This is a genomic window from Bifidobacterium rousetti, assembly GCF_008698235.1.
Lineage (GTDB): Bacteria > Actinomycetota > Actinomycetes > Actinomycetales > Bifidobacteriaceae > Bifidobacterium > Bifidobacterium rousetti.
On sequence record NZ_PEBH01000002.1, the window covers coordinates 424,946 to 449,456 of the forward strand.

At 67.9% G+C, this 24,511-nt stretch carries 10 protein-coding genes and 1 pseudogene; 4 read left to right on the top strand and 7 right to left on the bottom strand.

Translation table 11 applies throughout. The features are described from left to right. Positions 1–52: 52 nt before the first annotated feature. Both CSQ85_RS04305 and CSQ85_RS04310 read right to left on the bottom strand, forming a co-directional pair. Positions 53–4,135, bottom strand: a complete 4,083-nt coding sequence (locus tag CSQ85_RS04305) for an ATP-dependent DNA helicase (RefSeq protein WP_150382979.1) — start codon at positions 4,133–4,135, stop codon at positions 53–55. Continuing rightward, the gene (locus CSQ85_RS04310) at positions 4,132–8,343 is read right to left on the bottom strand and encodes a PD-(D/E)XK nuclease family protein (protein WP_150383063.1); all 4,212 of its coding nucleotides are present in this window, start codon (positions 8,341–8,343) and stop codon (positions 4,132–4,134) included. Before CSQ85_RS04310 ends, CSQ85_RS04305 begins: the two co-directional genes overlap by 4 nt. Before the next feature lie 189 nt (positions 8,344–8,532). Here CSQ85_RS04310 and CSQ85_RS04315 point away from each other — a divergent pair, with 189 nt between their 5' ends. Beyond that, positions 8,533–9,189, top strand: a complete 657-nt coding sequence (locus tag CSQ85_RS04315) for a variant leucine-rich repeat-containing protein (RefSeq protein ID WP_150382980.1) — start codon at positions 8,533–8,535, stop codon at positions 9,187–9,189. Between the two features lie 46 nt (positions 9,190–9,235). Beyond that, on the top strand, positions 9,236–10,225 hold the full coding sequence (locus CSQ85_RS04320) for an FHA domain-containing protein (protein ID WP_190972882.1): 990 nt from the start codon (positions 9,236–9,238) through the stop codon (positions 10,223–10,225). 322 nt (positions 10,226–10,547) lie between these two features. Here the strand turns inward: CSQ85_RS04320 and CSQ85_RS04325 are convergent, their stop codons facing one another. The 4 genes and pseudogenes from CSQ85_RS04325 to CSQ85_RS04340 form a co-directional block, all read right to left on the bottom strand. Further along, positions 10,548–14,720, bottom strand: a complete 4,173-nt coding sequence (locus tag CSQ85_RS04325; RefSeq protein ID WP_150382982.1) for a DNA-directed RNA polymerase subunit beta' — start codon at positions 14,718–14,720, stop codon at positions 10,548–10,550. A gap of 90 nt (positions 14,721–14,810) precedes the next feature. Next, complete coding sequence (gene rpoB, locus CSQ85_RS04330; protein WP_150382983.1) at positions 14,811–18,374, bottom strand: DNA-directed RNA polymerase subunit beta; 3,564 nt, start codon at positions 18,372–18,374, stop codon at positions 14,811–14,813. 253 nt (positions 18,375–18,627) lie between these two features. Next, the gene (locus tag CSQ85_RS04335) at positions 18,628–19,350 is read right to left on the bottom strand and encodes a hypothetical protein (protein ID WP_150382984.1); all 723 of its coding nucleotides are present in this window, start codon (positions 19,348–19,350) and stop codon (positions 18,628–18,630) included. Between the two features lie 260 nt (positions 19,351–19,610). Continuing rightward, positions 19,611–20,715: pseudogene (locus tag CSQ85_RS04340) on the bottom strand (A/G-specific adenine glycosylase). 226 nt (positions 20,716–20,941) lie between these two features. Between CSQ85_RS04340 and CSQ85_RS04345 the strand changes: the two are divergent. Further along, positions 20,942–21,931 carry a glycosyltransferase family 2 protein gene (locus CSQ85_RS04345; RefSeq protein ID WP_150382985.1) on the top strand — a complete coding sequence of 330 codons (990 nt, stop codon included), beginning with the start codon at positions 20,942–20,944 and terminating at the stop codon, positions 21,929–21,931. A 189-nt stretch (positions 21,932–22,120) separates the two neighbouring features. Next, entirely contained in the window at positions 22,121–23,815 is a 1,695-nt protein-coding gene (locus CSQ85_RS04350; protein ID WP_150382986.1) for a glycosyltransferase family 39 protein, read from the top strand. Here the strand turns inward: CSQ85_RS04350 and CSQ85_RS04355 are convergent. Next, positions 23,788–24,453 (bottom strand): tRNA (cytidine(34)-2'-O)-methyltransferase, encoded by a 666-nt coding sequence (locus CSQ85_RS04355; RefSeq protein WP_223846827.1) that lies wholly within the window; start codon positions 24,451–24,453, stop codon positions 23,788–23,790. The two genes, CSQ85_RS04350 and CSQ85_RS04355, sit on opposite strands and share 28 nt — an antisense overlap. Between the last annotated feature and the right edge of the window lie 58 nt (positions 24,454–24,511).

Sequence of the window (24,511 nt, forward strand, 5' to 3'; positions counted from 1 at the left end):
GGCGCGTTCCAGCCGCGGGACCCGCTGTCCCGCCCTCAGGGGCGGGATGGGTCTAGTCGTCGTCGGATTGCTCGGGAACTCCGGAGCTCAACTCGGCAATGATGTCCTGTTCTGTTTTCGCCTCGGCGTCCAGCTGTCGCAAGCGTTCGTCGGGCTCACTGACATAGTAGAGAGCCGCGTCGATGCTGTCCAGCGGCACGCCTTCGATCGCGCTGAGCAGAAGCCGGTACAGGTCGAGCTGCACGAGTTTTTCGGCGACCTGCTTGGCGCCGTGGGGCCGGTGGCCGGTCTTCCAGTCGATGATCGTGTAGCGCTTGGTCGCGTCGTCCGGATCGAGGCCGCCGACGAACACCGCGTCGAGCTTGCCGTTGGCGATGATGCCGTCGAGTTGCGGCAGGGCGGCGACGAGCTGGCGTTCCGCCCACGCCGGGGTGCGCGCGGCCCACGCCGATCCGGCGAGGCGACGCTGCCAGACGGCGAGGTCGCGTTCCACGGCGTCCGCCGGGCCGAGTGCGCTCTCGCGTTGTGCCAAGTCCTCGAGCAGCGCGGCGCGGGTGACGCCCGACGCGCCGCCGGCCACGTCCGACACACCGACCCCGGCCACGGCCGTATCAAGGAGCACGCCGGGGATCGCGGCGTCGACGAAGCGTTCGGCCCACGCGTGGAAGCGGGTGCCGGCGGACGCGGCCGGCGAGGCGACGGACGGGATCGGGCGGACGATGCCGCGCCAGTAGCGGCGTTCGTCCTTCTCCGTCATGCTCCCCGCCCTCGCCTGCAGGCTGGTGACCGACTGGCGCGAACCGGCAAGGATGCGCTGCGCACGGGCCTTGACCGTCTTGTCCACGTCGGTGTCGTCGCCCTCGCGGGAGGCCGCCATGAGGTCGGCGTCGGCGGCCAGCACCTTGGCGCGGGACAGCAGTGCGCCACCGCCCGGCAGGCTCTTCGAGACCTCGTCCAGCGCCCTGTCGAACGCCTTGGCCTGTCGCTCGGCGTCCGATTCTTCGGGCGTATCGGATGCATCGGATGCCTTCGCCTTATCGGAATCGGCGAGTTCCTTGGCCCGCTTGGACAGCCGCCCGCGGATCGAGCGCACCGCGTCGGCGGCGTCGGCGAGTCTGGATTCGACCGTCTCGCTCAGCGAGGCGGGCCAGGGCAGGACGGCGTCGCCGTCCCGGCGCTCGACCGGTTCGAGCATCGCCTCGCCCACGACCGCGTCCTCGAACTCCTGCGCCCGTTCCCCCACGAAGTAGCCATCCGGTGCCATGTCCCTGGACTGCATGCTCTCGGGCACGTTGTCGGGCTCCCACGCCACGTCATCACGGGAGTGCAGCGCGTCGTGCACCTCCAGCCAGAAGTTGGACGGCTTGGCACTACGCGAGCCGGATGCCACACCGTCGTCCGCGACGCGATCGAGGCTGTTGGCGCGCGAATACGTGAGCAGCACCTCCTCTTTCGCACGCGTCAGGGCGACGTACATGAGACGGCGTTCGTCGGCGTGCAGGCGCCGTCCGTACTCCTCGCGCTGCGTCAGATGCCAGGAGTCGGGGTCGACCTCGTCGACGCCGTCGCCGATGCCGCGCAGCGTGCCGTACACCTCGTCGTCGATCGCCTCGACGCCGTCCAGCTCGTCCAATGCGGTGATCGGGTCGACGTCGGCCGGCGCGTCGTGCGGGAACCGCGGCAGGATGCCGGCGTCGGCGCGCACGGGCACGGGGGCCGCGGTCGGGTCGTCGAGCCATGTGCGGGCCGTCTCCCGGTATTCGGGCGCCCGCCACGCGCCATCCGACGTGCCGCCGGGGTGGTTCTCGTCGAGTTCGACCTTCAGATGGTCGCCCTTGTTGCTGGGGAACCCGCCGTCGGTGAGCCCGACGACGGCGACGGCGTCCCATTCGAGGCCCTTGGACTGGTGGATGGTCATGAGCGACACGTCGGCGTGACGGTCGGCGTTCAGCGTCGAGGTCTCGTCCTCGATGCTCCTCAGCGCGTCGACCCACGCCATGAACCCGCGCAGCGTGGGGGTCGAACCGGCCGCGATCTCAGCGGTGTACGTGTCCACCAGATCGATGACCGCGTCCATCGGGATGTGCGCGAGCGTGGGGTTGACCCGGTCGGCGTCGCGCAGCGCCTGCGCGAGCACGGTGTCGACGTCCAGGTCGAGCGCGCGCACGGCCTCGCGCACCACGTCCGCGAGGGGGCGGCCGACCATGTCGTGCACGCGGCGCAGCACCGCCGAGGCGCGCAGCACGATCCGCTTCGCCTCGCCTGTGAGGACGGGCCGCTTGCCGTCACCGGGATCGAGGAGCCGCTCGAGGTCGCCCCTGAGCAGCACGTCCGGCAGGAACACGGCGTTGGCGACCTCGTTACGGTGCTCGCGCACGATCGCGGCCCACTCGCCGCGGGGCGCGTCCGCGGGGGCGATGCCGGCGGCGACGAGCGCGCGGTACCGGGTCTCCATGTTGAGCCGTTCGGCGGTCGACGACAACGCGGTGAGCGTCCTCGCGTCGAGGCCGAACCGCGGGGTCGCGAGCAAACGCATCAGCGAGGCCGAATCGGTGTGATCGGCGGCCACATGCAGCAGGGCGAGGACGTCACGCACCTCGGGGCGATCGAGCATCGCGGAATAGCCGACGACCACCGTGTCGAGCCCGGCCCGTTCGAGCGCCTCCTGGTATTCGGCGATATGCGCCTTGGTTCGGAACAGCACGGCCACGCTGCGCTTGCCCTTGTCCGGATTCCACGGGTCGGCCTTGTCCGCCGGCAGCGGCAGGTCGCGGTACACGCTGTGACGGCAGAAACGCACGACCGCGTCGATCTCCTGGCCGAGCGTGTCGTATCCGAGCATGCCGATCGTGCCGAGCGGCGCGTTGGCGCGTGCGACGAGCGGGGAGACGTCGACCTCGCGCATCAGCGAGCTGCCGGCGCGGCGCGGCGTCCCGCGCAACGGCAGGGTCAGGTCGTTGGCCGCATCGAGCAGCAGGCGTGAATTGCGTCGGGTGGCGCTCAGCGTGTACGGCTCGGCGTCGGACGGCATGCGGAAGTCACGCTGGAACATGCGGAACGCGCCCGGGCTGGCGCCACGCCACGCGTAGATCGACTGGAACGGGTCGCCGACCGCGCCGACCGAGGTCCCCTCGCCGTGGAACAGGGCGGCGAGCAGGGCGGCCTGCGTGGTGGAGGTGTCCTGGTATTCGTCGAGCAGCACATGGCTGAACCGATGGCGGTAGCGCTCGCCGATGGACGGGAACCGGGTGGCCAGCTGGTAGGCCGCGATGGTGAAGTCGCTGAACTCGGCCATGTTGAGACGGCGCTTCTCCGCGGCGTACGCCTCGACGAGATCGAGGAGCACGTCACGGGTCTCGGCGACGGCGACGAGGTTCGCGCAGGTGAACACGCACGCCTCGTGCTGGCGGCGCTGGTAGTCGTTGAGCTTCTCGGCCCACGTCTCGTCGGTGTCCTTCTTGCGGCGGGTCGGCGCCTTGAGCTTCGGCGCCTCGTCGGGGACGGGCTCGCCGCCGATGGCGTCGCGCACTCGTTCGGCGAAGGCGTTGTCCCATGCGCGCACCTTGGCGACGGCTTGGGTCATGTCGGTGACGTCGCCGCCGATCATCGAACTGCCGATCGCGTCGGACAGGGCCAGCACACGCGAGGCGAGGGTGTTGAACGCGCCGAGGTCGCGCCCGCGCAGCATGTCCATGTTCCGGTCGATGACGTTGGCGGCGATCTGGAGCGCGCCGGCCTCGCTCAACGGCTGCGTGTCGCGGTCGAAGCCGACGAGCAGGCCGTACTGCCGGACGATGGACTGGAAGAACGCGTCGTAGGTGAACACCGCGGGCTTCAGGAACATGGCGTCCCTGCGCATGGTCGTCACCGCGGCCGAGACGCGTTCGAGCAGTTCGCCGGCGGCCTTGCGCGTGAACGTCAGGCCGAGGATGCGTTCGGGGGCGACGCCGCGTTCGATGAGACTGGTGATGCGACGGGTCATCGTGAAGGTCTTGCCCGACCCTGCGCCGGCGACGACGAGCACGTCGTCGCCCATGGGCGCGTCGATGACGGCCGCCTGTTCCTCGGTGGGCGTGATGACAGGTGTGATGACGGGTTTTTCGGTGGCTTCGGACAGTGTGATGGATGCGTTCATGCTTGCCTCGTTTCGAATACGGTGTCGACCTCGCCGGCGCACGCGGGGCAGACGGTGCGCATGCGGCAGAACTGCAGATGGGTGTCGGTCGGGTGGGCGGTCAGATGCTCGGACCGGCTGGCGGCGGCTGTGTAGAACACGCGGGCGATCATCGTCAGCGACCACAGGGCCTGCGTGTCGTTCAGCGACGCGAAGGCGCGCCATTGCGCGTCGCTGACCTCGTCGAGCCCCTCGGGCTTGATCTCGGGCGCGAGCGCGGGCATGTCGAGCAGTTTGCCGATGCTCGGATAGTGGTAGCGCGGCGTGAACCCGTCCGCGTTGAGCGAGCCTCTGGTGAACAGCGGCGGCTGGTGGAACGCCTCGGGCGCCCAGCTGAGCGCGGGGGCGGCGCGGTGTTCGACGTGGAACAGGGCGCACTGGCCGATCACCGGGGCCGCGGCGAGCGCCTCGGTGCCGCGGAGACCGAAGGTGGCGCCCGATGTTCCGACCGGCCGTTCGGGGAAGGTGAGTCCCAGCTGGTAGCACACGAGCTGCAGGTCGTTGGCGATCTGTCTGGGACCGGGAACCTGCCCGGTCTTGTAGTCGATGAGCCTGATCCGCTCGCCTCCGCCCGGCATGACACGGGTCTCCTTGCGGTCGATGCGCCCGGTGAGGCGGACGATGAGGTCGTCGCTCATGCCTTCGGGCCAGCCGCCGACCAGCGTGCCCATGAGGAGGGCCAGCCGGTGCCGGTCGACCGGTTCGACGCCGGGCGTCGCGTTGTAGGCGGCGAGGATGTCGTCGAGGTCGAAGCGCGCGGCGAACGCCTCCTCGCAGGAGGCCTGTTCGAGCCGCCCCACCTGGAAGTTCTTCGCGTTGGCGCCGAGGTAGTCGTCCTCGTTGCTGGTGACGAAGTAGGAGGCGATGTTCGACAGGGTCTCGGCGGCGTGCTCGTCCTTGCGGATGGCGTTGTACCGGCTGGCGGGGTCGTCGATCGCGGACGTGTCGGGCTTGAGCTCGTCGTAGATGGCGGTGAGCCTGGCCGTGACGGCGGCGAGGCGATCGTCGCGCGCGGCCGCCGGCATGAGGTTCGGCCGGTCGAGCCCCTCCTCGCTGCCGCGCTGGGCGACCGCGTGGATGAGCGTGCCGAAGCTGGTGGCGACGCTGCCCGGACGGGGGCCGGCGAACGTGTTCTCGAGCATCCAGCACACCGGGCAGTCCCACAGCCGGTCCACCGACGACGGAGACAGGGACGCCATCGGATGGGACGCGGGCTCGTCCGGCCGCTCGGTGTGGGCGGCCGGCTCCCCGCCCACGCCCGACGCCTCCTCGATCCTGGTCTGCGGCGGGTACGCCCACTCGTCGGGGTCGGCGGATTCGACGCCGTGCTCGGCGAGCAGCGCCAGCGCCATGGCGGCGTCCCTGGCCTCGGCGGAGTCGGCCGGACAGGTCGCCAACACGATGCGCGCGGCGGCGACGACGCCCTTGGGGTCGGCGTCGAGACCGGCGAACTCGCCGCCCTCCCCCACTGCGGTGAAGCGCGCAGATTCGCGGTCGAAATGCTCCGGCAGGTAGCCGTAGAGGAAGTCGGATGGGGTCGTGTCATTGTTGGCGACGGCGCTGACCATCACGGTCTCGTCGGCGCGGGTGAGCGCCACCAGCAGGCTCTTCTTTTCGCCGGACAGCACCGACGCCAGCCGCGGATCGTGCGCGGGACCGCCCGCGGCGGGGCCGGTGACGCCCTGCGCGATGCCGCCGTACAGGATGATGTCGGCCAGATCCTCGCCGCCGAACATCGTGTTGCGTTCGGCGAGGTTGGGCCACACATCCTGCTGGAGGGCCGGCATCCACACGAATTTCCAGTGGCGTCCTGCGGCGCCGGCCGGTGTGGTGAGCGTGACGGCCTGCTCGATCGGCCCGATGTGGGCGAGGGAGTCGGCCTCGATCTGCATGGCGCGCACCTGCGCGATGAAGCGGACGATGTCATGGCCGGCGGTGCCGCCCTCGGCGTACTGGAACAGGCGCATCGCCGTGTCGAGTCGGTCGTTGGCGGCGCGCCCCTCGGCCGTGTTCTCGAGCGCGGCGCGCTGCCAGACGCGGGCCACGCCGGTGGCGTCCCACGCGAGGGCGAGCGTGAACTGCGGCTCCTCGCTGACGAGTTCGCCGAGGCCCTGCGCGACCTTGTCGACGAGCAGCCACAGGCGCTGGAACGCCTTGAGCTGCGGATCGGAGCCGACCACCTGACCGATGGCGGCGAGTGCCAAGTCGGCCGGGGCCTGCGGGTCGTCGAGCGCGAGCATCGCGTACAGCGCGTTCACGCCGAATGCGGGGGCGTCGGTCGAGGACGAGGGATCGATCAGCGAGTCGTCGACCGCGACCGGGGCGGACGCGGTCGACGCGGCCTTGGCGTGCGTCAGATCGTCCCATGCGCGGACCAGCGCGGGCAGGGTCGTTCGCGCCTCGTCGGCATCGGCGGTGCCGGCGATTGCGGCGTTCCCGTGGTCGTCGCCGTTCTCGGAGACGCCGCCGACGACGGCCGAGAGCGATTCGAGGGCCTTCATCGCGGAGTCGATGATCTCGACGCGCGCGGGACGCCCATCGCCGGGCCTCGCGCCGACGGTGATCAGCGGCCCGCCCATCAGCGTGGCGACGCGGGAGCGGGCGAACGCGGCGATCTGGCGCAGGGTCATGTCGGTGCCGTCAAGGCCCTGCCGGCGCAGTCGCGCGAGTTCGATCAGGGCGAACAGGCCCTGCACGAACGGCTCCTCGCTTAGGGGGCGGGTGACGGACGAGTAGCGTACGGGTACGCCGTCGCGGCGCAGGCGCTCGCCGAACGTGCGCACGGTGTTGTTGTCGTGGGCGATGACGGCCATGTCGTTCCATTGCGCGCGGCCGTCGAGCTTGGCGCGTTTGATGCGCCATACGACGTCGTCGAGCTCCTCGCGCGGCGAACGGTAGAGGGCCGAGGCGAACGATCCGTCCGAGCGCTCCTTGGCCTCGGGGTCCAATGGCGCGATGGGCCACGAGCCGTGCAGCTTCGGCGTCTTGCCGGGGCGGTCGGGCAGCGGCGTGGGATCGTCCAGCGGCGAGGGGATCGACAGGGAGACGCGCGCCGCGACGATGTCGCGGTAGGTGACGGGATGGGCGTCGGGTTCGTCCTCGGCGTCTTCGGCCGCGTCCGTGTCATCCTCCGGCTCCTCCGGCTCGATGCGGACGATCCGGGCGCCGAGCGATCCTTCGACGGCCTGTCTGAACAGGTACTCCGGGTAGGAGCCGCGGAAGGTCTGGACCGCCTCGTCCGGGTTGCCGACAAGCAGCAGCCCCGCGCCCGCGTCGGCAAGCGCCTCGAGGAAGCGCAGGCCGGCGAGCGTGGTGTCCTGGAAGTCGTCGATGACGAGCAGCTTCGGCAAGCCCTTGTCGGATGCGGTGCCGTCGCGCAGCACGGCCGCGCCCTCGACCAGCAACCGCGAGGCGTCGAGCCGGTACTGGCCCTGGTACGCCTGTTCGATGGCCGCGAGGTATTCGCGCCGCAGGGCGAACGCGAGTCGCCACTGCAGTTCGAGCCGTTCGCCGTACGTGCCTTCGGCGCGCGCGGCCTCGATCAGCTGGTCCTCCCATTCGGGGAACGCGCCGAGCTCGTCCATGCGCGCCAGCATGTCGCGCAGCTGGGCGACGAACGCGGACGAGACGCCGCGCTCGAACATGCCCGCGGTGGTGCCTTCCGCGGTATGGGTTTCTTCGGTCCCGTCATCGTCGGCGGCCCCGACCGCCTTCGCCCAGTCGTCGGACGCGAAATAAGCGCGCAACAGCCCGCACACCGCGCACGGCTCGCCGGCCTGCGCGTGCGCCAGATGCACGGCCATCACCCCGCGAAGCAGCGCGTCCTGTTCGGCGCCGTTGATCAGCCTCGGCGCGGACAGGCCGGCGGCGAACCGCGCGTCGGCGATCACGCGGAACGCGATCGCGGACAGCGTGGTCACCGGACGGGTCTGCGCGGACGCGCCGAGATGACGGACGACATCGTCGCCCAACCGGTCGGCGATGGTGCGGTTGGAGACCGTCATCATCGCCCCCGACCCGCCGAACCGGTCCAACGCGCCCAGCAACACGCGGAACGCGAACCGCGTCTTGCCGCCCCTCGGCGGCGCGTACGCCAGCAGGGCGCGCGACGCGGCATCGTCGCCGGCATTCTCCGCAGTCAATGTGTCCAGCGCCTCACGCGCGCTCATCGTCACAGTCGTATCGCTCATGGTTCCAGCCTAGATCCTTTCCTCCCGACCGACGCCTTCACTTGGGATAAACCGGACAGACGAATTGGTCAAACGTAAACGCGGGCGACTAAACTTGGCACAAGCGAGGAAGTCGGCGCATCGCCCACGACTTTGCGAACCTGTTGTAGCCATCCAAGGAGAGCCGGAATGGTCGATTATGACGCCGCGGTCGCGGCTGTGCAGGATCCGGACGCGGATCCCGTCTTCCTCGCGAAGATCGCATACGAAAACCCGGAGTTCGGCGCGAACGTGGCGGTGAACCCGCGCGCCTACCCCGGACTGATCCGCTGGCTCGCCGAATTCGGCGACGACCGTGCGCGCGAGACCGTCGCGCAGCTGGGGTACGCGGTTCCGGACAATCCCAGCGGCGCGGGTCAGACGGCGGGACAGACTGCGGCGCAGCCGGAACCCGTACGGTCCGAGTCCACGCGGTCCGCGACGTCCGGACAGTCCGCGACGTCGGACCGCCAGCCGCGATCCGTGCGATCCGAGCAGTACGTCGTCACCGGTCAGGGCACGGGCCAGACCACCGTGCAACCGGTCTCGTTCACCTCGCAGCCGACCGCGGCCTACGGGCAGGACGCCTACGTGCAGCCGGCGCGCAACCCGTACGGTTTCACCGCGGCGCAGGCGGCCACGACCACCGATCAGATGCAGATGGCGGAGATCGCCCGCAGCGCGCCCGAACTGTACGCCGATCTGGCGTGCAACCCGAATCTGTACCCGGCGCTGGTCGACTGGCTCGCCCAGCTGCATGATCCGGCGGTCGACGCGGCGCTCGCACGGCGTTCGTCGCGGTTCTGAGACGCTGCGGTCGAGTCGATCCGAATCAGAAAGGAAGCAACTGCCGATGCACAGGACGATCCCGTTCCCTCCCCCGCCCGAACCCGGCTGGTATGAGGACGACGCCGTCGGCCAGCCCGCCCAACCACCGGTCCGGGCCGCCGGCGCGGAACAGGAACACGAGGGGAACGTCCGGAGCGCGCAGACCGTCCACGAGCTGGTGGACGACATCGAGTCCGTGGCCGACGAACCGCTCGACGCGGAGGCGCTGGACGGCGACGGCTCGGTGGGTCCGATGCCCGTCACCGGTGCGGCCGACCGGTTCGATCGAACCGGTCAGGACAGCCAGTACAGCCAGAACGGTCAGGACGGCGTGTTCCCCAGCGGGTTCGACGGCGATCCCGAGGACGGCTCCGAAGGCGTGTATCCGGCCACCGTCGCCGGATTCCCGGCGCAGGCCCGACAGACCCCGCACACGCCGCACACCGTGCCGATGACGGTGCGCACCGCCGCCGATTCCGCCACGGCCCCTGTGGCCGACCCCGCGTTCACGGATGATCCGGTCACCGGCGACGCACGCAGCACCCTGCCGCGCCGTCAGGGTGACGGTCAGGGGACGGATGGCCGGCGGGCGGACGATGCCTCGGCCAACCCGTCGGCCGGCGACGCCGCCCGGTCCGATACGACAGGCCAACCGCATGCCTCGCCACGCCACGCCCGCACCTATTTGATGCGCAATGACGCCACCGGCCAGTCGATCGTCGTCGACGCCAGCATGCTGCTCGGACGCCGGCCGTCCAATCCGGTGCCGGACGGCGCGAAGGTCGTGCAGGTCGAGGACCCGACACGCACGATCTCGCGCAACCACGCGACGCTCACGATGGACGAGAACGACCGGCTGTGGCTCGACGACTGCGATTCGCTCAACGGCACGTACCTCGTCGTCGCCGGCCATGACGTGAAGGTCGATCCCGGCTCCCCCGCCGAGGTCGCGGCGCCGGCCGTCATCCGCCTCGGCGACCAGCTGTTCGAACTGCGCGAGATGGCCGTGCGCTGAGTACCGCGTGGGATCGGTCTCCGGCCGATGCCGTGTTTCCCGCGGCCCCTTGGGCCGCTCTTCTTCTCTCCCCAGTCAGCCTGCGGCTGACAGCCGTCCGCAATTACGGACGCGCTGCGCGCGCAGTTTGCTGGCTCGCCTGTCGGCTCGCACGTTGCCTACAAACAGCTCTGCTGTTTGCTTCACGGCAACGTCCTTTCAGAGGGGGCCAGACTCCTCCCAACGAACAGAAAAAGGGTTGTGTTCTTCCCACGTCAATGGGAAGAACACAACCCTTTTCGGTCTCAGTCAACCTTCAGTCAGTCAGCTAGACCTTTTCGGATCAGGCGTTCTGGTCGGCGTCCGAGGAGGCGTCGGCCGAACCGTCGGCATCCGAGTCGCCGGAGCCGGCGTTCGAGTCGTCACCGCCGAGATCGCCGAGGAAATCGGTGTGGTCGATGTGGTGCTCGTCGTCACCGTCACCGAAGCCGGCGGTGCCGCCCTGATCGTCGAGGAAGTCGTCGGGGTTGAAGTCCTCGCCGAGCTTCAGGTCGCCGAAGTCGATGTTGGAGAAGTCCACATCGCCCATGTCGCCGTCGCCGAAGTCGACGCCCTCGCCATTCGTGTCGCCACCCAGACCGAAGTTCGGGTAGATGGTGTCGCGGATCGCCTTGTCCGGCTCGACCACCGCGTTGCGGTAGCGGGCCAAGCCGGTGCCGGCCGGGATGAGCTTACCGATGATGACGTTCTCCTTGAGACCCTTGAGGTCGTCGACCTTCTGGTTCAGGGCGGCGTCGGTGAGCACGCGGGTCGTCTCCTGGAAGGAGGCGGCGGACAGCCACGAGTCGGTGGCCAGCGAGGCCTTCGTGATGCCCATGAGCTCCGGACGGCCGGAAGCCGGCTTCTTGCCGGACTTGACGGCGGCCTTGTTCACGTCGCGGAAGCGGCGCTGGTCCACCAGCTCGCCCGGCAGCAGGTCGGTGTCGCCGGAGTCGATCACGGTGACGCGACGGCTCATCTGGTGCACGATGACCTCGATGTGCTTGTCGTGGATGTCGACGCCCTGCGAGCGGTACACGTTGTGCACCTCCTCGACGATGTTCATCTGCGCGGCGCGCTTGTTGAGGATGCGCAGGATCTTCTTCGGATCCACGGAACCCTCGATCAGCTGGCGGCCGGTCTCGACGTGCTCGCCGTCCTTGACCAGCAGCGGCACGCGGCGGGAGACGCTGTACGTGATCGGCTTGATCGCGCCGTCCTCGGTCGGGGCGCCGGAATCGGCGTCCGGGGTGAGGATGACCTGACGGCCGCGGTCGTTCTCCGTCACCTTGATGGTGCCGGCGAACTCGGCGATCGGGGACTCACCCTTAGGAGTACGGGCCTCGAACAACTCGGTGACACGCGGAAGACCCTGCGTGATATCGGACGCGGAGGCGACGCCACCGGAGTGGAAGGAACGCAGGGTCAGCTGCGTACCGGGCTCGCCGATGGACTGGGCGGCGACGATACCGACGGCCTCGCCGACGTCGACCAGCTTGTTGGTGGCCAGCGACCAGCCGTAGCACTTGGCGCACACGCCGCGGCTCGACTCGCAGGAGAGCACGGAACGGCACTTGACGAACTCGACGCCGTGGGCGACCAGATCGTTGAGCACGTCCATCGACAGGGCGTCGTCGCGCTTGTACAGCACGGTCGTGCCGTCGGCCGGGTCGACGACGTCGGCCGCGAGCAGACGGGAGTACGGGCCGCCGTCCGCGTTCTTGACGAGGACGAGGTTGCCGTCGGCGTCGCGGTCCGCCACGCGGATCTGGATGCCCTGCTTGGTGCCGCAGTCCTCCTCGCGCACGATGACGTCCTGCGCCACGTCGACTAGACGACGGGTCAGGTAGCCGGACTCGGCCGTACGCAGTGCGGTATCGGCCAGACCCTTACGCGCGCCGTGCTGGGAGATGAAGTACTCCAGCACGGACAGGCCGTCGCGGTAGTTGGACTTGACCGGACGGGGGATGATCTCGCCCTTCGGGTTGGCCACGAGGCCACGCATGCCCGCGATCTGGTTGATCTGCATCATGTTTCCTCGCGCACCGGACTGGACGATGATGGCGAGGTTGTTCGACGGGTCGAAGTCGTGCTCGACGGCCTTGGAGACCTCGGCCGTGCACTTGCTCCACAGGTCGATGAGCTCCTGGCGACGGTCCTCCTCGGTGGAGAAGCCCATCTCGTAGTTCTCGTTGACCTTGGCGGCCTCCTCCTCGTAGCGGGCGACGAGCTTGGTGCGCTCGGCCGGCTCGATGACGTCGGAGAACGCGAAGGACACGCCGGACCACGGGGCTCGGGTGAAGCCGAGATCCTTCAGGGCGTCCAGCGAGGCGGCCACCTGCTCGGTGGGGTAACGCGTCGCGATGTCGTCGACGATCTTGGCGAGACGCTTCTTGCCGACCTGCTCGTTGACGAACGGGTAGTCGATCGGCAGCGTCTCGTTGAACAGCACACGGCCGTAGGAGGTGGCGAACAGTGCGGTGCCGTCGTGGAAACGCTCCTCGTGCACGGTCTCCTCGCCGTTCTGGGCGGCCGGATCGGCGACCTTGAGATCGCCCGGCTCCCAGCTGGCCGGCAGGGTGAACGTGCTCGGCACGCGGATCAGGACCTTGGCCTGCATGTCGATCTCGTGCAGGTCGAGGGCCATCTCGGCCTCGGCGAGCGAGGAGAACACGCGGCCCTGGCCCTTGGCGCCCTCCACCACGGTGGACAGGTAGTACAGGCCGAGGATCATGTCCTGGGACGGCATGGTCACGGTGTGGCCGTCGGCCGGCTTCAGGATGTTGTCGGAGGCCATCATCAGCGAGCGGGCCTCGGCCTGGGCCTCGGCGGACAGCGGCAGGTGGACGGCCATCTGGTCGCCGTCGAAGTCCGCGTTGAACGCGGCGCAGGCGAGCGGCGGCAGGTGGATGGCCTTGCCCTCGACGAGGATCGGCTCGAACGCCTGGATACTCAGACGGTGCAGCGTAGGCGCGCGGTTGAGCAGCACCGGGTGCTCGGAGATGACCTCCTCGAGCACGCCCCACACCTCGGAGTCGCCGCGGTCGACGAGACGCTTGGCGCTCTTCATGTTCTGCGCGTAGTTCATGTCGACGAGGCGCTTGATGACGAACGGCTTGAACAGCTCGAGCGCCATCGGCTTCGGCAGACCGCACTGGTGCATGCGCAGGGACGGGCCGACGACGATCACGGAACGGCCGGAGTAGTCGACTCGCTTACCGAGCAGGTTCTGGCGGAAGCGGCCCTGCTTGCCCTTGAGCATGTCGGACAGGGACTTGAGCGGGCGGTTCGAGGCGCCGGTGACCGGGCGGCCGCGGCGGCCGTTGTCGAACAGGGAGTCGACGGCCTCCTGGAGCATGCGCTTCTCGTTGTTGAGCATGATCTCCGGGGCGCCGAGCTCGATGAGTCGCTTCAGACGGTTGTTGCGGTTGATGACGCGGCGGTACAGGTCGTTCAGGTCGGAGGTCGCGAAGCGGCCGCCGTCCAGCTGGACCATCGGGCGCAGGTCCGGCGGGATGACCGGGATCACGTCGAGCACCATGGCCTCCGGCTTGTTGCCGGTGGACAGGAAGGCGTTGACGACCTTGAGGCGCTTCAGGGCCTTGGTCTTGCGCTGCTCGGACGCGTCCTTGATCTCCTCGCGCAGCTCGGCGGCGATGGCCTCGAGGTCGAGCGACTGCAGGCGCTTCTTGACCGCCTCGGCGCCCATGCAGCCCTCGAAGTAGTCCTCGTAGCGGTCCTGCATCTCGCGCCACAGGTCCACGTCGTCGATGATGTCGCCCGGCTTGAGCTTCTTGAACTTGTCGAACACGGCACCGAGGCGCGCGATCTGGTCGTCGTAGCGCTGGCGGATGGCCGCCATGTCGCGCTCGGCGGAGTTGCGCAGCTTGGCCTTGGCGGCGCCCTTGGCCTCGCCGGCCTCCTCGAGTTCGTGCAGATCGGCCTCGACCTTCTTGGCGCGATCCTCGATCTCGTTGTTGCGGCGGTGCTCGAGGGCGTTGATGTCCTGGTCGAACTCGGCCTGCAGGTTCGGCAGGTCCTCGTGGCGCTGCGCGTCGTCGACGGCGGTGACCATGTAGGAGGCGAAGTAGATGACCTTCTCCAGCTCCTTCGGGGTGACGTTCAGCATGTAGCCCAGACGGGACGGCACGCCCTTGAAGAACCAGATGTGGGTGACGGGGGCGGCCAGCTCGATGTGGCCCATGCGCTCGCGGCGCACGCGGGATCGGGTGACCTCCACGCCGCATCGCTCGCACACGATGCCCTTGAAGCGCACGCGCTTGTACTTGCCGCAGGCGCACTCCCAGTCGCGGGTCGGGCCGAAGATCTGCTCACCGAACAGACCGTCCTTCTCCGGCTTCAGGGTGCGGTAGTTGATGGTTTCGGGCTTCTTGACCTCGCCGTGGCTCCACCCGCGGATATCGTCCGCGGTGGCCAGGCCGATCCTCAGCTTGTCGAATGCGTTGACGTCCAGCACTTGTCTCTTTCGTCCTTACTTACGCTAATTGGCTAGTTGCGTTGTCTCGATTGACTCTTGACTCTTGGCTCGTGGCTCGTCCGGTACCGCTCACTGGTACTCGGGCTGCGGGGCGGCCTGGTCTTCCTTCGCGGCGGCGTCCGGGCGGGCGCCGATGTTGAAGCCGAGGTCGTCGGAGGCGCTGCTCGGATCGTCGTCCTCGTCCTTCATGTCGATGGCCTGGCCTTCGGCGTTCAGCACCTCGACGTTCAGCGACAGGGACTGCATTTCCTTCAGGAGCACCTTGAACGATTCGGGGATGCCCGCCGGCGGCAGGTTCTCGCCCTTGACGATCGCGCCGTAGGCGCGCACGCGGCCGTCGACGTCATCGGACTTGGTGGTCATCATCTCGTGCAGCGTGTAGGCGGCGCCGTAGGCCTCGAGGGCCCACACCTCCATCTCGCCGAAGCGCTGGCCGCCGAACTGCGCCTTGCCGCCCAGCGGCTGCTGGGTGATCATCGAGTACGGGCCGGTGGAGCGGGCGTGGATCTTGTCGTCCACGAGGTGGTGGAGCTTGAGCATGTACATGTAGCCCACGGAGATCGGACGCGCGAACGGCTCGCCGGTGCGGCCGTCGAACAGCGTGGCCTTGCCGTCCGGGCCGACCATGCGGTCGCCGTCGCGGTTCGGCAGCGTGGTGGACAGCAGGCCCTTGAGGACGTCCGGCTTGACGCCGTCGAACACCGGGGTCGCGACCGGGGTGCCCGGCTCGGCCTTCTCGGCGCCCGCGGGGACGAGCTTCTTCCACTCGGCCTCGAGGTCCGGGTCGAGGGAGATGTCCCAGCCGGAGTGCGCGATCCAGCCCAGGTGCAGCTCGAGCACCTGGCCCAGGTTCATTCGCGACGGCACGCCGAGCGGGTTGAGCATGATGTCGACCGGGGTGCCGTCCGCGAGGAACGGCATGTCCTCCTCGGGCAGGATGCGGGAGATGCAGCCCTTGTTGCCGTGGCGGCCGGAGAGCTTGTCGCCGACCGTGATCTTGCGGTGCTGGGCGATGTAGACGCGGATCATCTGGTTGACGCCGTTGGGCAGCTCGTCGCCGTCCTCCTCGGCGTCCTCGCGGGTGATCTCCTTGACGCCGATGACCGTACCGGTCTCGCCGTGGGGCACGCGCAGCGAGGTGTCGCGCACCTCGCGGGACTTCTCGCCGAAGATGGCGCGCAGCAGGCGCTCCTCCGGGGTCAGCTCGGTCTCGCCCTTCGGCGTGACCTTGCCGACGAGGATGTCGCCGGCCTCGACCTCGGCGCCGATGCGGATGATGCCGCGCTCGTCGAGGTTCGCGACCGCGTCCTCGCCGACGTTCGGCAGGTCGCGGGTGATCTCCTCGGCGCCCAGCTTGGTCTCGCGGGCGTCGATCTCGTACTCCTCGATGTGGATCGAGGAGAGGGTGTCGTCCTGCACGAGACGCTGGGAGATGATCACGGCGTCCTCGTAGTTGTAGCCGTTCCACGGCATGAATGCGATGAGCAGGTTCTTGCCGAGGGCCAGCTCGCCGTTCTGGATCGCAGGGCCGTCGGCCATCACGGTGCCGGCCTCGACGCGCTCGCCGTCGTGGACGATCGGACGCTGGTTGTAGCAGGTGGTCTGGTTGGAGCGCTGGAACTTGGCCAGCTTGTAGGAGCTGGTGGTGCCGTCGTCGTTCATCACGCGGATCATGTCGGCGGACACGTAGGTGACCACGCCGTCCTTCTCCGACTTGATGACGTCGCCGGAGTCGTTGGCGGTGCGCCACTCGGAGCCGGTGCCCACGAGCGGGCGCTCGGACTCGATCAGCGGCACGGCCTGACGCTGCATGTTGGTGCCCATCAGCGCTCGGTGGCCCTCGTCGTGCTCGAGGAACGGGATCAGCGAGGCGCCGAGGGAGACCATCTGGCGCGGGGAGACGTCCATGTAGTCGACCTGGCTGACCGGCACATCGACCGCCTCCTCCTCGCCGACTCGGGCGAGGGCCTCGTCCTGGACGAAGTTGCCGTCCTTGTCGAGCTCCTGGTTGGCCTGCGCGATGACGTGGTCGAGATCGCGGTCGGCGGTCATGTACTCGACCTCGTCGGTGACGTGGCCGTCGACGACCTTGCGGTACGGGGTCTCGATGAAGCCGAACGGGTTGACGCGGCCGAAGGTAGCCAGCGAGCCGATCAGACCGATGTTCGGGCCTTCAGGGGACTCGATCGGGCACATGCGGCCGAAGTGGGACGGGTGCACGTCGCGCACCTCCATGGAGGCGCGGTCGCGGGAGAGGCCGCCCGGACCCAGCGCGGAGAGACGGCGCTTGTTCGTCACACCGGACAGCGGGTTGTTCTGATCCATGAACTGGCTCAGCTGGGAGGTGCCGAAGAACTCCTTGATGGTGGCGTTCACCGGACGGATGTTGATCAGCGACTGCGGGGTGATGGCCTCGGCGTCCTGGGTGGTCATGCGCTCGCGCACGACGCGCTCCATACGGCTCAGGCCCGTCCTGAGCTGGTTCTGGATCAGCTCGCCGACCTGGCGGATGCGGCGGTTGCCGAAGTGGTCGATATCGTCGACGTCGACACGCAGGTCCACGTCCTCGCCGTTGCGCTTGCCCGGGAAGGTGGCCTTGCCGTCGTGCAGGGTGACGAGGTACTTGATCGTCGCGATGATGTCCTCGCGCGACAGGCTGCGGTCGTTGATGTCGGTCTCGAGGCCGAGCTTGCGGTCGATCTTGTAGCGGCCGACGCGGGCCAGATCGTAGCGCTTGGTGTTGAAGTAGAAGGAGTCGAGCAGGTTCTTGCCGGCCTCCGGGGTCGGGGTGTCGGCCGGGCGGATCTTGCGGTAGAGGTCGACGAGGGCCTCGTCCTGGGTCTGCAGCTGTTCCTTGTCGAGGGCGTCGAGCACCAGCGGGTAGTCCTTGAACGCCTCGCGGATCTCCGGCTTGGTCATGCCGATGGCCATGAGGAAGACGATCGCGGACTGCTTGCGCTTGCGGTCCACGCGCACCTGCGGCTGGTCCTTCTTGTCGATCTCGAACTCGAGCCACGCGCCGCGCGACGGGATGATCTTCGCGCCGAAGACCTCCTTGTCGGAGGTGCGGTCCTGCTGGCGGTCGAAGTAGACGCCCGGGGAGCGCACGAGCTGGGAGACGATGACGCGCTCGGTGCCGCCGATGATGAAGGTGCCGTGCGCGGTCTGCAGCGGGAAGTCGCCCATGAACACGGTCTGGGACTTGATCTCGCCGGTCTCGCCGTTCTCGAACTCGGCGTTGACGTACAGCGGGGCGGAGTAGGTGTAGTCCTTCTCCTTGCACTCCTGGACCGTGTGGCGCGGCTCCTCGAAGTACGGGTCGGAGAAGGTGAGGGACATGGTCTGCGCGAAGTTCTCGATCGGGGAGATCTCGTTGAAGACCTCATCGAGGCCGGAGGTGTGCGGCGTGGTGACGGTGCCGTTCTTCTCGTCCTCGGCGACGCGCGCCTTCCAGCGGTCGTTGCCGATCAGCCAGTCGAAGCTGTCGGTCTGCACGCCCAGCAGGTAGGGCACATCGATGGGTTCCTTGATGGAACCGAAGTTCACGCGGTCCGACGCCTTGTGCAGGTCGATGTCGTGCTGGTCGGCGCGTGCGGTGATGGTGGTGGTGTTCGTCTTGGACTCAGTAGCCAATGGACGTTCCTTATCGCTCGCTAGATCGTATGGTTTCCCCGGGAGCGCCGGCACGGCCACCATATGCCTGTGCGGGCGCTTCATCGTTGACGGCATGCCCGCAATATGACACGCCATATGCAAATAGATAAATGTAGTGGTAGGGGTGGACGCCATACCGCCGAGGCGCAGGTGCGCTGTACGACGGGGGCGAATCAGCACATATTCTTCACAAATCGGGCGATTTGTCGGCGAATGCGGGCGATTCCGCCCCTCACTGCACCTCGATCGTGACCGGCTGGCTCTTGACCTTCGGCGCGTTCTTGAGGCTCAGCACGCCCACGTACGTGCCGCGATCCACCTTGGGCAGGTCGTCCTGGTTCTCGACGCACTGGTCGGACGTGCGGCTCGCGTTCCATGTGATCGTCTTGACGTCCTTGTCGCCCTTGGCCATGAGGAGCGAGCGCGCCTCGGCCGGGCATGCGTCGGAGCGCCACACGGTCTCGCCGCCGGAGGTGATGGTGAGCACGCGCCCGGAGTCGGAGGCGTCGATCAGACAGGAGCCGGAACCCTCGTGCGTGATCGTCGCGACCCAGTCGAGCGAGCCGCCGACCGCGACCGTCGCGGTCTTCGCGGTCAGTTCGAGGCGCGTGTCCTTCGCCGAGCAGTTCTTCACAGTGGCGCTGTGATGCGGTTCGGGCGATGTGGAGCGTTCAAGCGTGGTGTGGTCGGCGTTGCCGAGGGCGACGTCGACGACGGCGCCAGCACCGCGGCCGAGGCTGTACACGGTGAATCCCAGCACGAACAGGACGACGACGAGCGCCGAGAACACGACGATGCGGCGACGGCGGTAGATCGCGCGCTGGCGCTTGCTGAGCTTTCGTTTCTTCTTGCCCGGCTTGCCGCCGGCCCTGTTGGGCCCACCCGACCTCGCCCCCGGACGACCCGCGCCGCCGGGATTCACGGTTCCGCCCATGCTGCTCCTCCTGACTGCCATAACGTCTCCCAGTGTACGGACGGATGCGCGCGATACGCGCGGGTCAAGTCGATTCTCCCGATTCCTCACACGCCACCCATACTCGGCTCCCCTTGTCAGGACGTTGCCGTGAAGCAAACAGCAGAGCTGTTTGTAGGCAACGTGCGAGCCGACAGGCGAGCCGGTATAACGCGCGCGTAGTGCGACCATAATTACAGGACGAGCTGGCCGCGAAGCGGACTGAGGGGTAGTCGATGCGACGCGCATTCTCAGTACGGGTTTTAACCCCGCGGCAGCCTCAGCGCCCCGTCGGGCAGGATCTCGATCAGCCCGTCCTCGTCAAGGCCCGCGATGCAGGCGTCGAGCTGGACGTGGTTCTTCCACAGCGACTCGACACGCTCGCGCGGCAAGGACTCCGCGGAATCAGCGGAATCGCCGGAATCGGTGGAACCCAGCTCTCGCAACGCTTTGAGCACGATGCCGCGCACCTGGCGGTCGGTGCCTTGGAACCGCTGGCGAGGCCTTGTGCGCCGCTCCCCCAGCCCCGGACGTCCGGCGGCGAGGAACGCGCAGTCAGTCGACACCGGGCAGCGATCGCACAGCGGGTTCTTCGCCGTGCACACCAGCGCGCCCAGTTCCATCACCGACTGGTTCCACACGACCGACGGCGGGGTCGCACGCGGGGCACGTCGTGAAACACCTCGTGAAACACCCTGTGAAACATCTCGTGAAACATCGTTCATACCATCATCGCCATCCGACGGCAGCACCTCGTTCGCGAGCGCGCGCTCCAAGGGACTCGCCGCTCCCCCGCGCGACTCCTCGCCACGGAACAGTCTGGAAAGCACGCGACGGATGTTCGTGTCGATCACGGCCACGCGCTAGCCGTACGCGAAGCTCATCACAGCGGACGCGGTGTAGTCGCCTACCCCGGGCAGCGCGGTCAGGGCGTCGTATCCGCGCGGCAGTTCGTCGCCGCATTCGTTTGAGACGACGCGCGCACTCCTGCAATCGCAGCGCGCGGCGCGGGTAGCCGAGCCGTCCCCACGCGGTGATCACGTCGGCCTTCGGCGCGGCGGCGAGCGCCCTGGCGTCGGGCCAGCGTTCCATCCATTGGGTCCAGTACGGCACGACGCGGCTCATCTGCGTCTGCTGGCTCATCACCTCGGAGACCAGTACGCCCCACGGGGTCGCGCGGCCGAAGCGCCACGGCAGGTCGCGCGCGTTCGCCTCCCACCACGCGGCGAGCCTGAGGCGGACGCGTTCGGCGCGGGTCGCCCGATCAGCCGGACCGGTATCGCCCGCCTCACCGGACGTCCCCACGCCGGTTCTTTCGATCCGACCATCAGCCCGACCGCTGTCAGTCCGATCACCGTTCCGCACCATTTCAACCTCTTTCGTCAAGGATCCCATTGTGCCGGTCACGCCGTACAGCCGCCGACGACACGACGCCCCGCCAACCCCTACGTCATCCCGTACTCGTTATGAGGACAACCCGGACATGAATCAGGGTCCGTTCAGGGCGACTACAGGCAAGTTAGCCGTCACCCGAACCGACAATGAAGTCATCGCGAAATCACGAAGAAGCGAAACGCGAGAGAAGGAGGCTCCCATGCATAACGCATCCACCCTGTCCATCGTGGTGCCCTCCTACAACGAGGAGGACTGCATCCCGCTGTTCCTCTCCGCGATGGCCGACACCGTCGACGACATCGACGCGGCCGCGCCCGGCATGCGCGTCGAACTGGTGTTCGTGGACGACGGCTCCCGCGACCGCACCGCCCAGCTGCTGCGCGAGGCGGCGAGCGGCACATGGCCGTTCGACGTCCGATGGCTGTCGCTGTCGCGCAACTTCGGCAAGGAGGGCGCATTGCTCGCCGGACTCGACGCGGCAAGCGGCGACCTCGTGGCCGTGATGGACGCCGATCTGCAGGATCCGCCGTCGCTCTTGCCTCGCATGGCCGCCATGCTGGCCGATGATCCGACGCTTGATTGCGTGGCGACGCGACGTGTCACGCGCGCCGGCGAGCCGCCGATCCGATCGGTGTTCTCCCGACTGTTCTACCGTCTCATGAACCTCGTGTCGCCGGCCGAGGTGCCCGACGGCGCGCGCGATTTCCGCATGATGCGCCGGTCCATGGTCGACGCGATCACCGCGCTGCCCGAACGCAACCGGTTCTCCAAGGGGCTGTATGCGTGGGTCGGATTCCGCACCGCGTGGATCGAATACCCGAACGCGAAACGCGCGGCCGGACGCACGACATGGAACTTCCTCACGCTGACCGGGTACGCGATCGACGGCCTCATGTCCTGTTCCACGATGCCACTGACCATCGCCTCCTACATCGGACTGCTGCTGTGCGCGGTCGCGTTCGGCGCCACCTGCTTCATCGCCGTGCGCGCGGCCCTGTTCGGCGATCCCGTGGCGGGCTGGCCGTCGCTCGCCTGCATCGTCACGTTCATCGGCGGGTTGCAGCTGCTGTGTCTCGGGGTGATCGGCCGGTATCTGGCGAAGACGTATCTCGAGACGAAGCGACGGCCGAGCTACATCGTGCGCGACGGCAACCTCGGGGGCAACTTCAGGGAACCGGCGTCGCGGTAGGCGCCGGCAACCGTCACAGGAAGTCCAGCCATGTCACGCCCACACCCCTCCTCATGCCGATCCCACGCAGACGTCATCTCCTCCCCCGTCCCGAACCGGATGCGCCCGCACCCGCGTCCCGCCCTTCCCGTCCCCTTCCCCGTATTGGCGTTGTGCTGCGCCGCCGCCGTCACGACGGCCAGCGCGCTGATGGGACGCGGACGATCCCTGTGGTTCGACGAACAGTATTCGCTGATCCTCGCTTCGAAACCGGTGCCGGAACTCATCAGGCTGACCGCCGTGGACGCCCATCCGCCGCTCTACTACCTGATGCTCAAGTCATGGATGCCGCTGGTGCAGGGGAACATCGACATGCTGCGCACGTTCAACTGCCTGTTGCTCGGGGCCGCCGTGCTGACACTGCTTGTCATGCTGCGCGACCTGTTCGGCGAGCGCGTCGCGTGCCTGTGCATGCCGCTGTTGCTCTGCGGCGGGTTCATGCTGCGTTACGGCTATGAGCTACGCATGTACGCGATGGCGATGTTGCTCGCCACGCTCGGCACCTATGCGCTCGTGCACGCCGCGGGCGTCACCGCGATCCGCCGTGCCGGCCAGCCGCGACCGGGACCGGCTGTACCGCCGCCCGAATCGCGCCGCCCGTCCGCCACCCTCGGCTGGTGGGCGGCGTACACGGTGATCGTCGCGTTGGGCATGCTGACGCTGTATCTGACCGCCTTCGTCTGGTTCACGCACGCGGTCTGGCTGGCCGTCCGTTCGGTGAAGGCGGTGCGACGGGACGAATCGGGAGGGACCCGAGCCGATGGCACATGGCATGGCTGGCGTTGGATGCTCGCCTACGTCGCGTCGATCCTGCTGTTCCTGCCTTGGATGCCGGCCGCGATCGGACAGGTCCGCGGCTCCTCCTCCGTACTGCCGCCGGTGACGCGCAGGATGAACATGTCCGGCGTGGCGAACGCGTTCGACGTGATGCTGCTCGGCATGACCGAGGACGAGATTCCCGTGCCGGCGTCATTGACGGTCGGGGCGATCGTGCTGGCGGCCATCGAATCGCTGGTCGCAGTGTACACGGCATGTATGTGCACACCGCGACGGACGGATGCGGGAAACGGGGCGGACCCTGGGAATCGGGAGGATCGGGCAAACGACATGGATCGCATGTCGGTGATGACGTTGATCGTCATGCTGTTCGTCGTACCGACAACGTTGCTCATACTCTGGTCGGCGATCCAGGAGACGGCGAACGGCGGATACGGCATGTTCTCGGTGCGCTATCTGAGCGTAGTCGCGCCGTTCCTCTACGCGACGCTGGGCGTATCGTTCGCCATGCCTCTCACCGAGGGCCGGGCATCGCCGGCACCATCGCCGGGCATAGCCGTACTCCGCCGAACCGCGACCTTCCGACACCTCACCCGAATCGCCTACGTAGTGACTCTGGTCACGCTCCTCGCCGGCGCCATCGTGTTCGGGGTGCGGGGCAATCACAGCTTCGATCGCGATGACACGCCCGGCTCGGCCACCCTGAGCCGGCAGGTCGAGTGCTCCGAGACGCATCCGGTGGTCGCGCAGGACGAATACACGTACATCGACGCGTACTGGTACTACCATGACTGCCCGGCCTACCGCTTCCTCGACGCCGACGACGTGCCGGCGCGCGGCGGATACGCGCCCCTACATGGGTCGGCCGCGCAACTGCGGTCTCTCGACGACCTCGACGCGACAGGGTTCACGCTGCTGTCATGGTCGACGACGCGCGACTATGACCGGTTGCTCGGCTCGGATAAGTGGACGCGAACCGGCATCCTGAAATACGATGCGAACGCGGCCATCACCTATCGGGAGTATCAGAAGTTCCCGGATCAGCGTCCGCCGGCGAAGTTCAACTGACGCCACGCCTCGTAGATCGCGATCGACGCGCAGTTGGTGAGGTTGAGGCTGCGCAGGCTCGGTCGCATCGGGAGCCTCACCTGTTCGGCCACATGCGGCCCGGCCATGATGTCCATCGGGTCGGGGATGTTGCCCGGCTCGGGGCCGAACAGGAGGATGTCGGTCGGACGGTAGTCGATCTCCGTGTACAGTTTCGTGGCGTGCGCGGTGAACGCGATGATGCGCGAGTTCGGCATCGACTCGACGAGGTTCTCGAAGTTCGGGTGCAGTACGACGTGCGCCATGTCATGGTAATCGAGGCCGGCGCGGCGCAGTTTGGTGTCGCGCAGGTTGAAGCCGAGCGGCTCGACCAGATGCAGGATCGTGCCGGTGACCGCGCACAGGCGGATCGCCGAACCGGTGTTGCCGGGGATGCGCGGGCTGTAGTAGCACAGATGGGGGGTGACGGTCTCCGTCTCGGCGGCCTTCTCGGCGGAGAGCATCGCGTCGACCACCGAGATCGGGTTGCCGTGCGCGTCGGTCACCAGTTCGTCCGGCCCGTAGTTCGACTTACGATAACCGTATTCGAACATCTTCTCGACCTTGTCCTCCGGGTTGGAGGAAGTCTCGCCCTCCGGCATGGTCTGGTTCTCGCTCATATTCCTGTTTCCGTCCTATTCCACCACGGGTCTCGTCTTGTCCATATCCGCTCCCTGT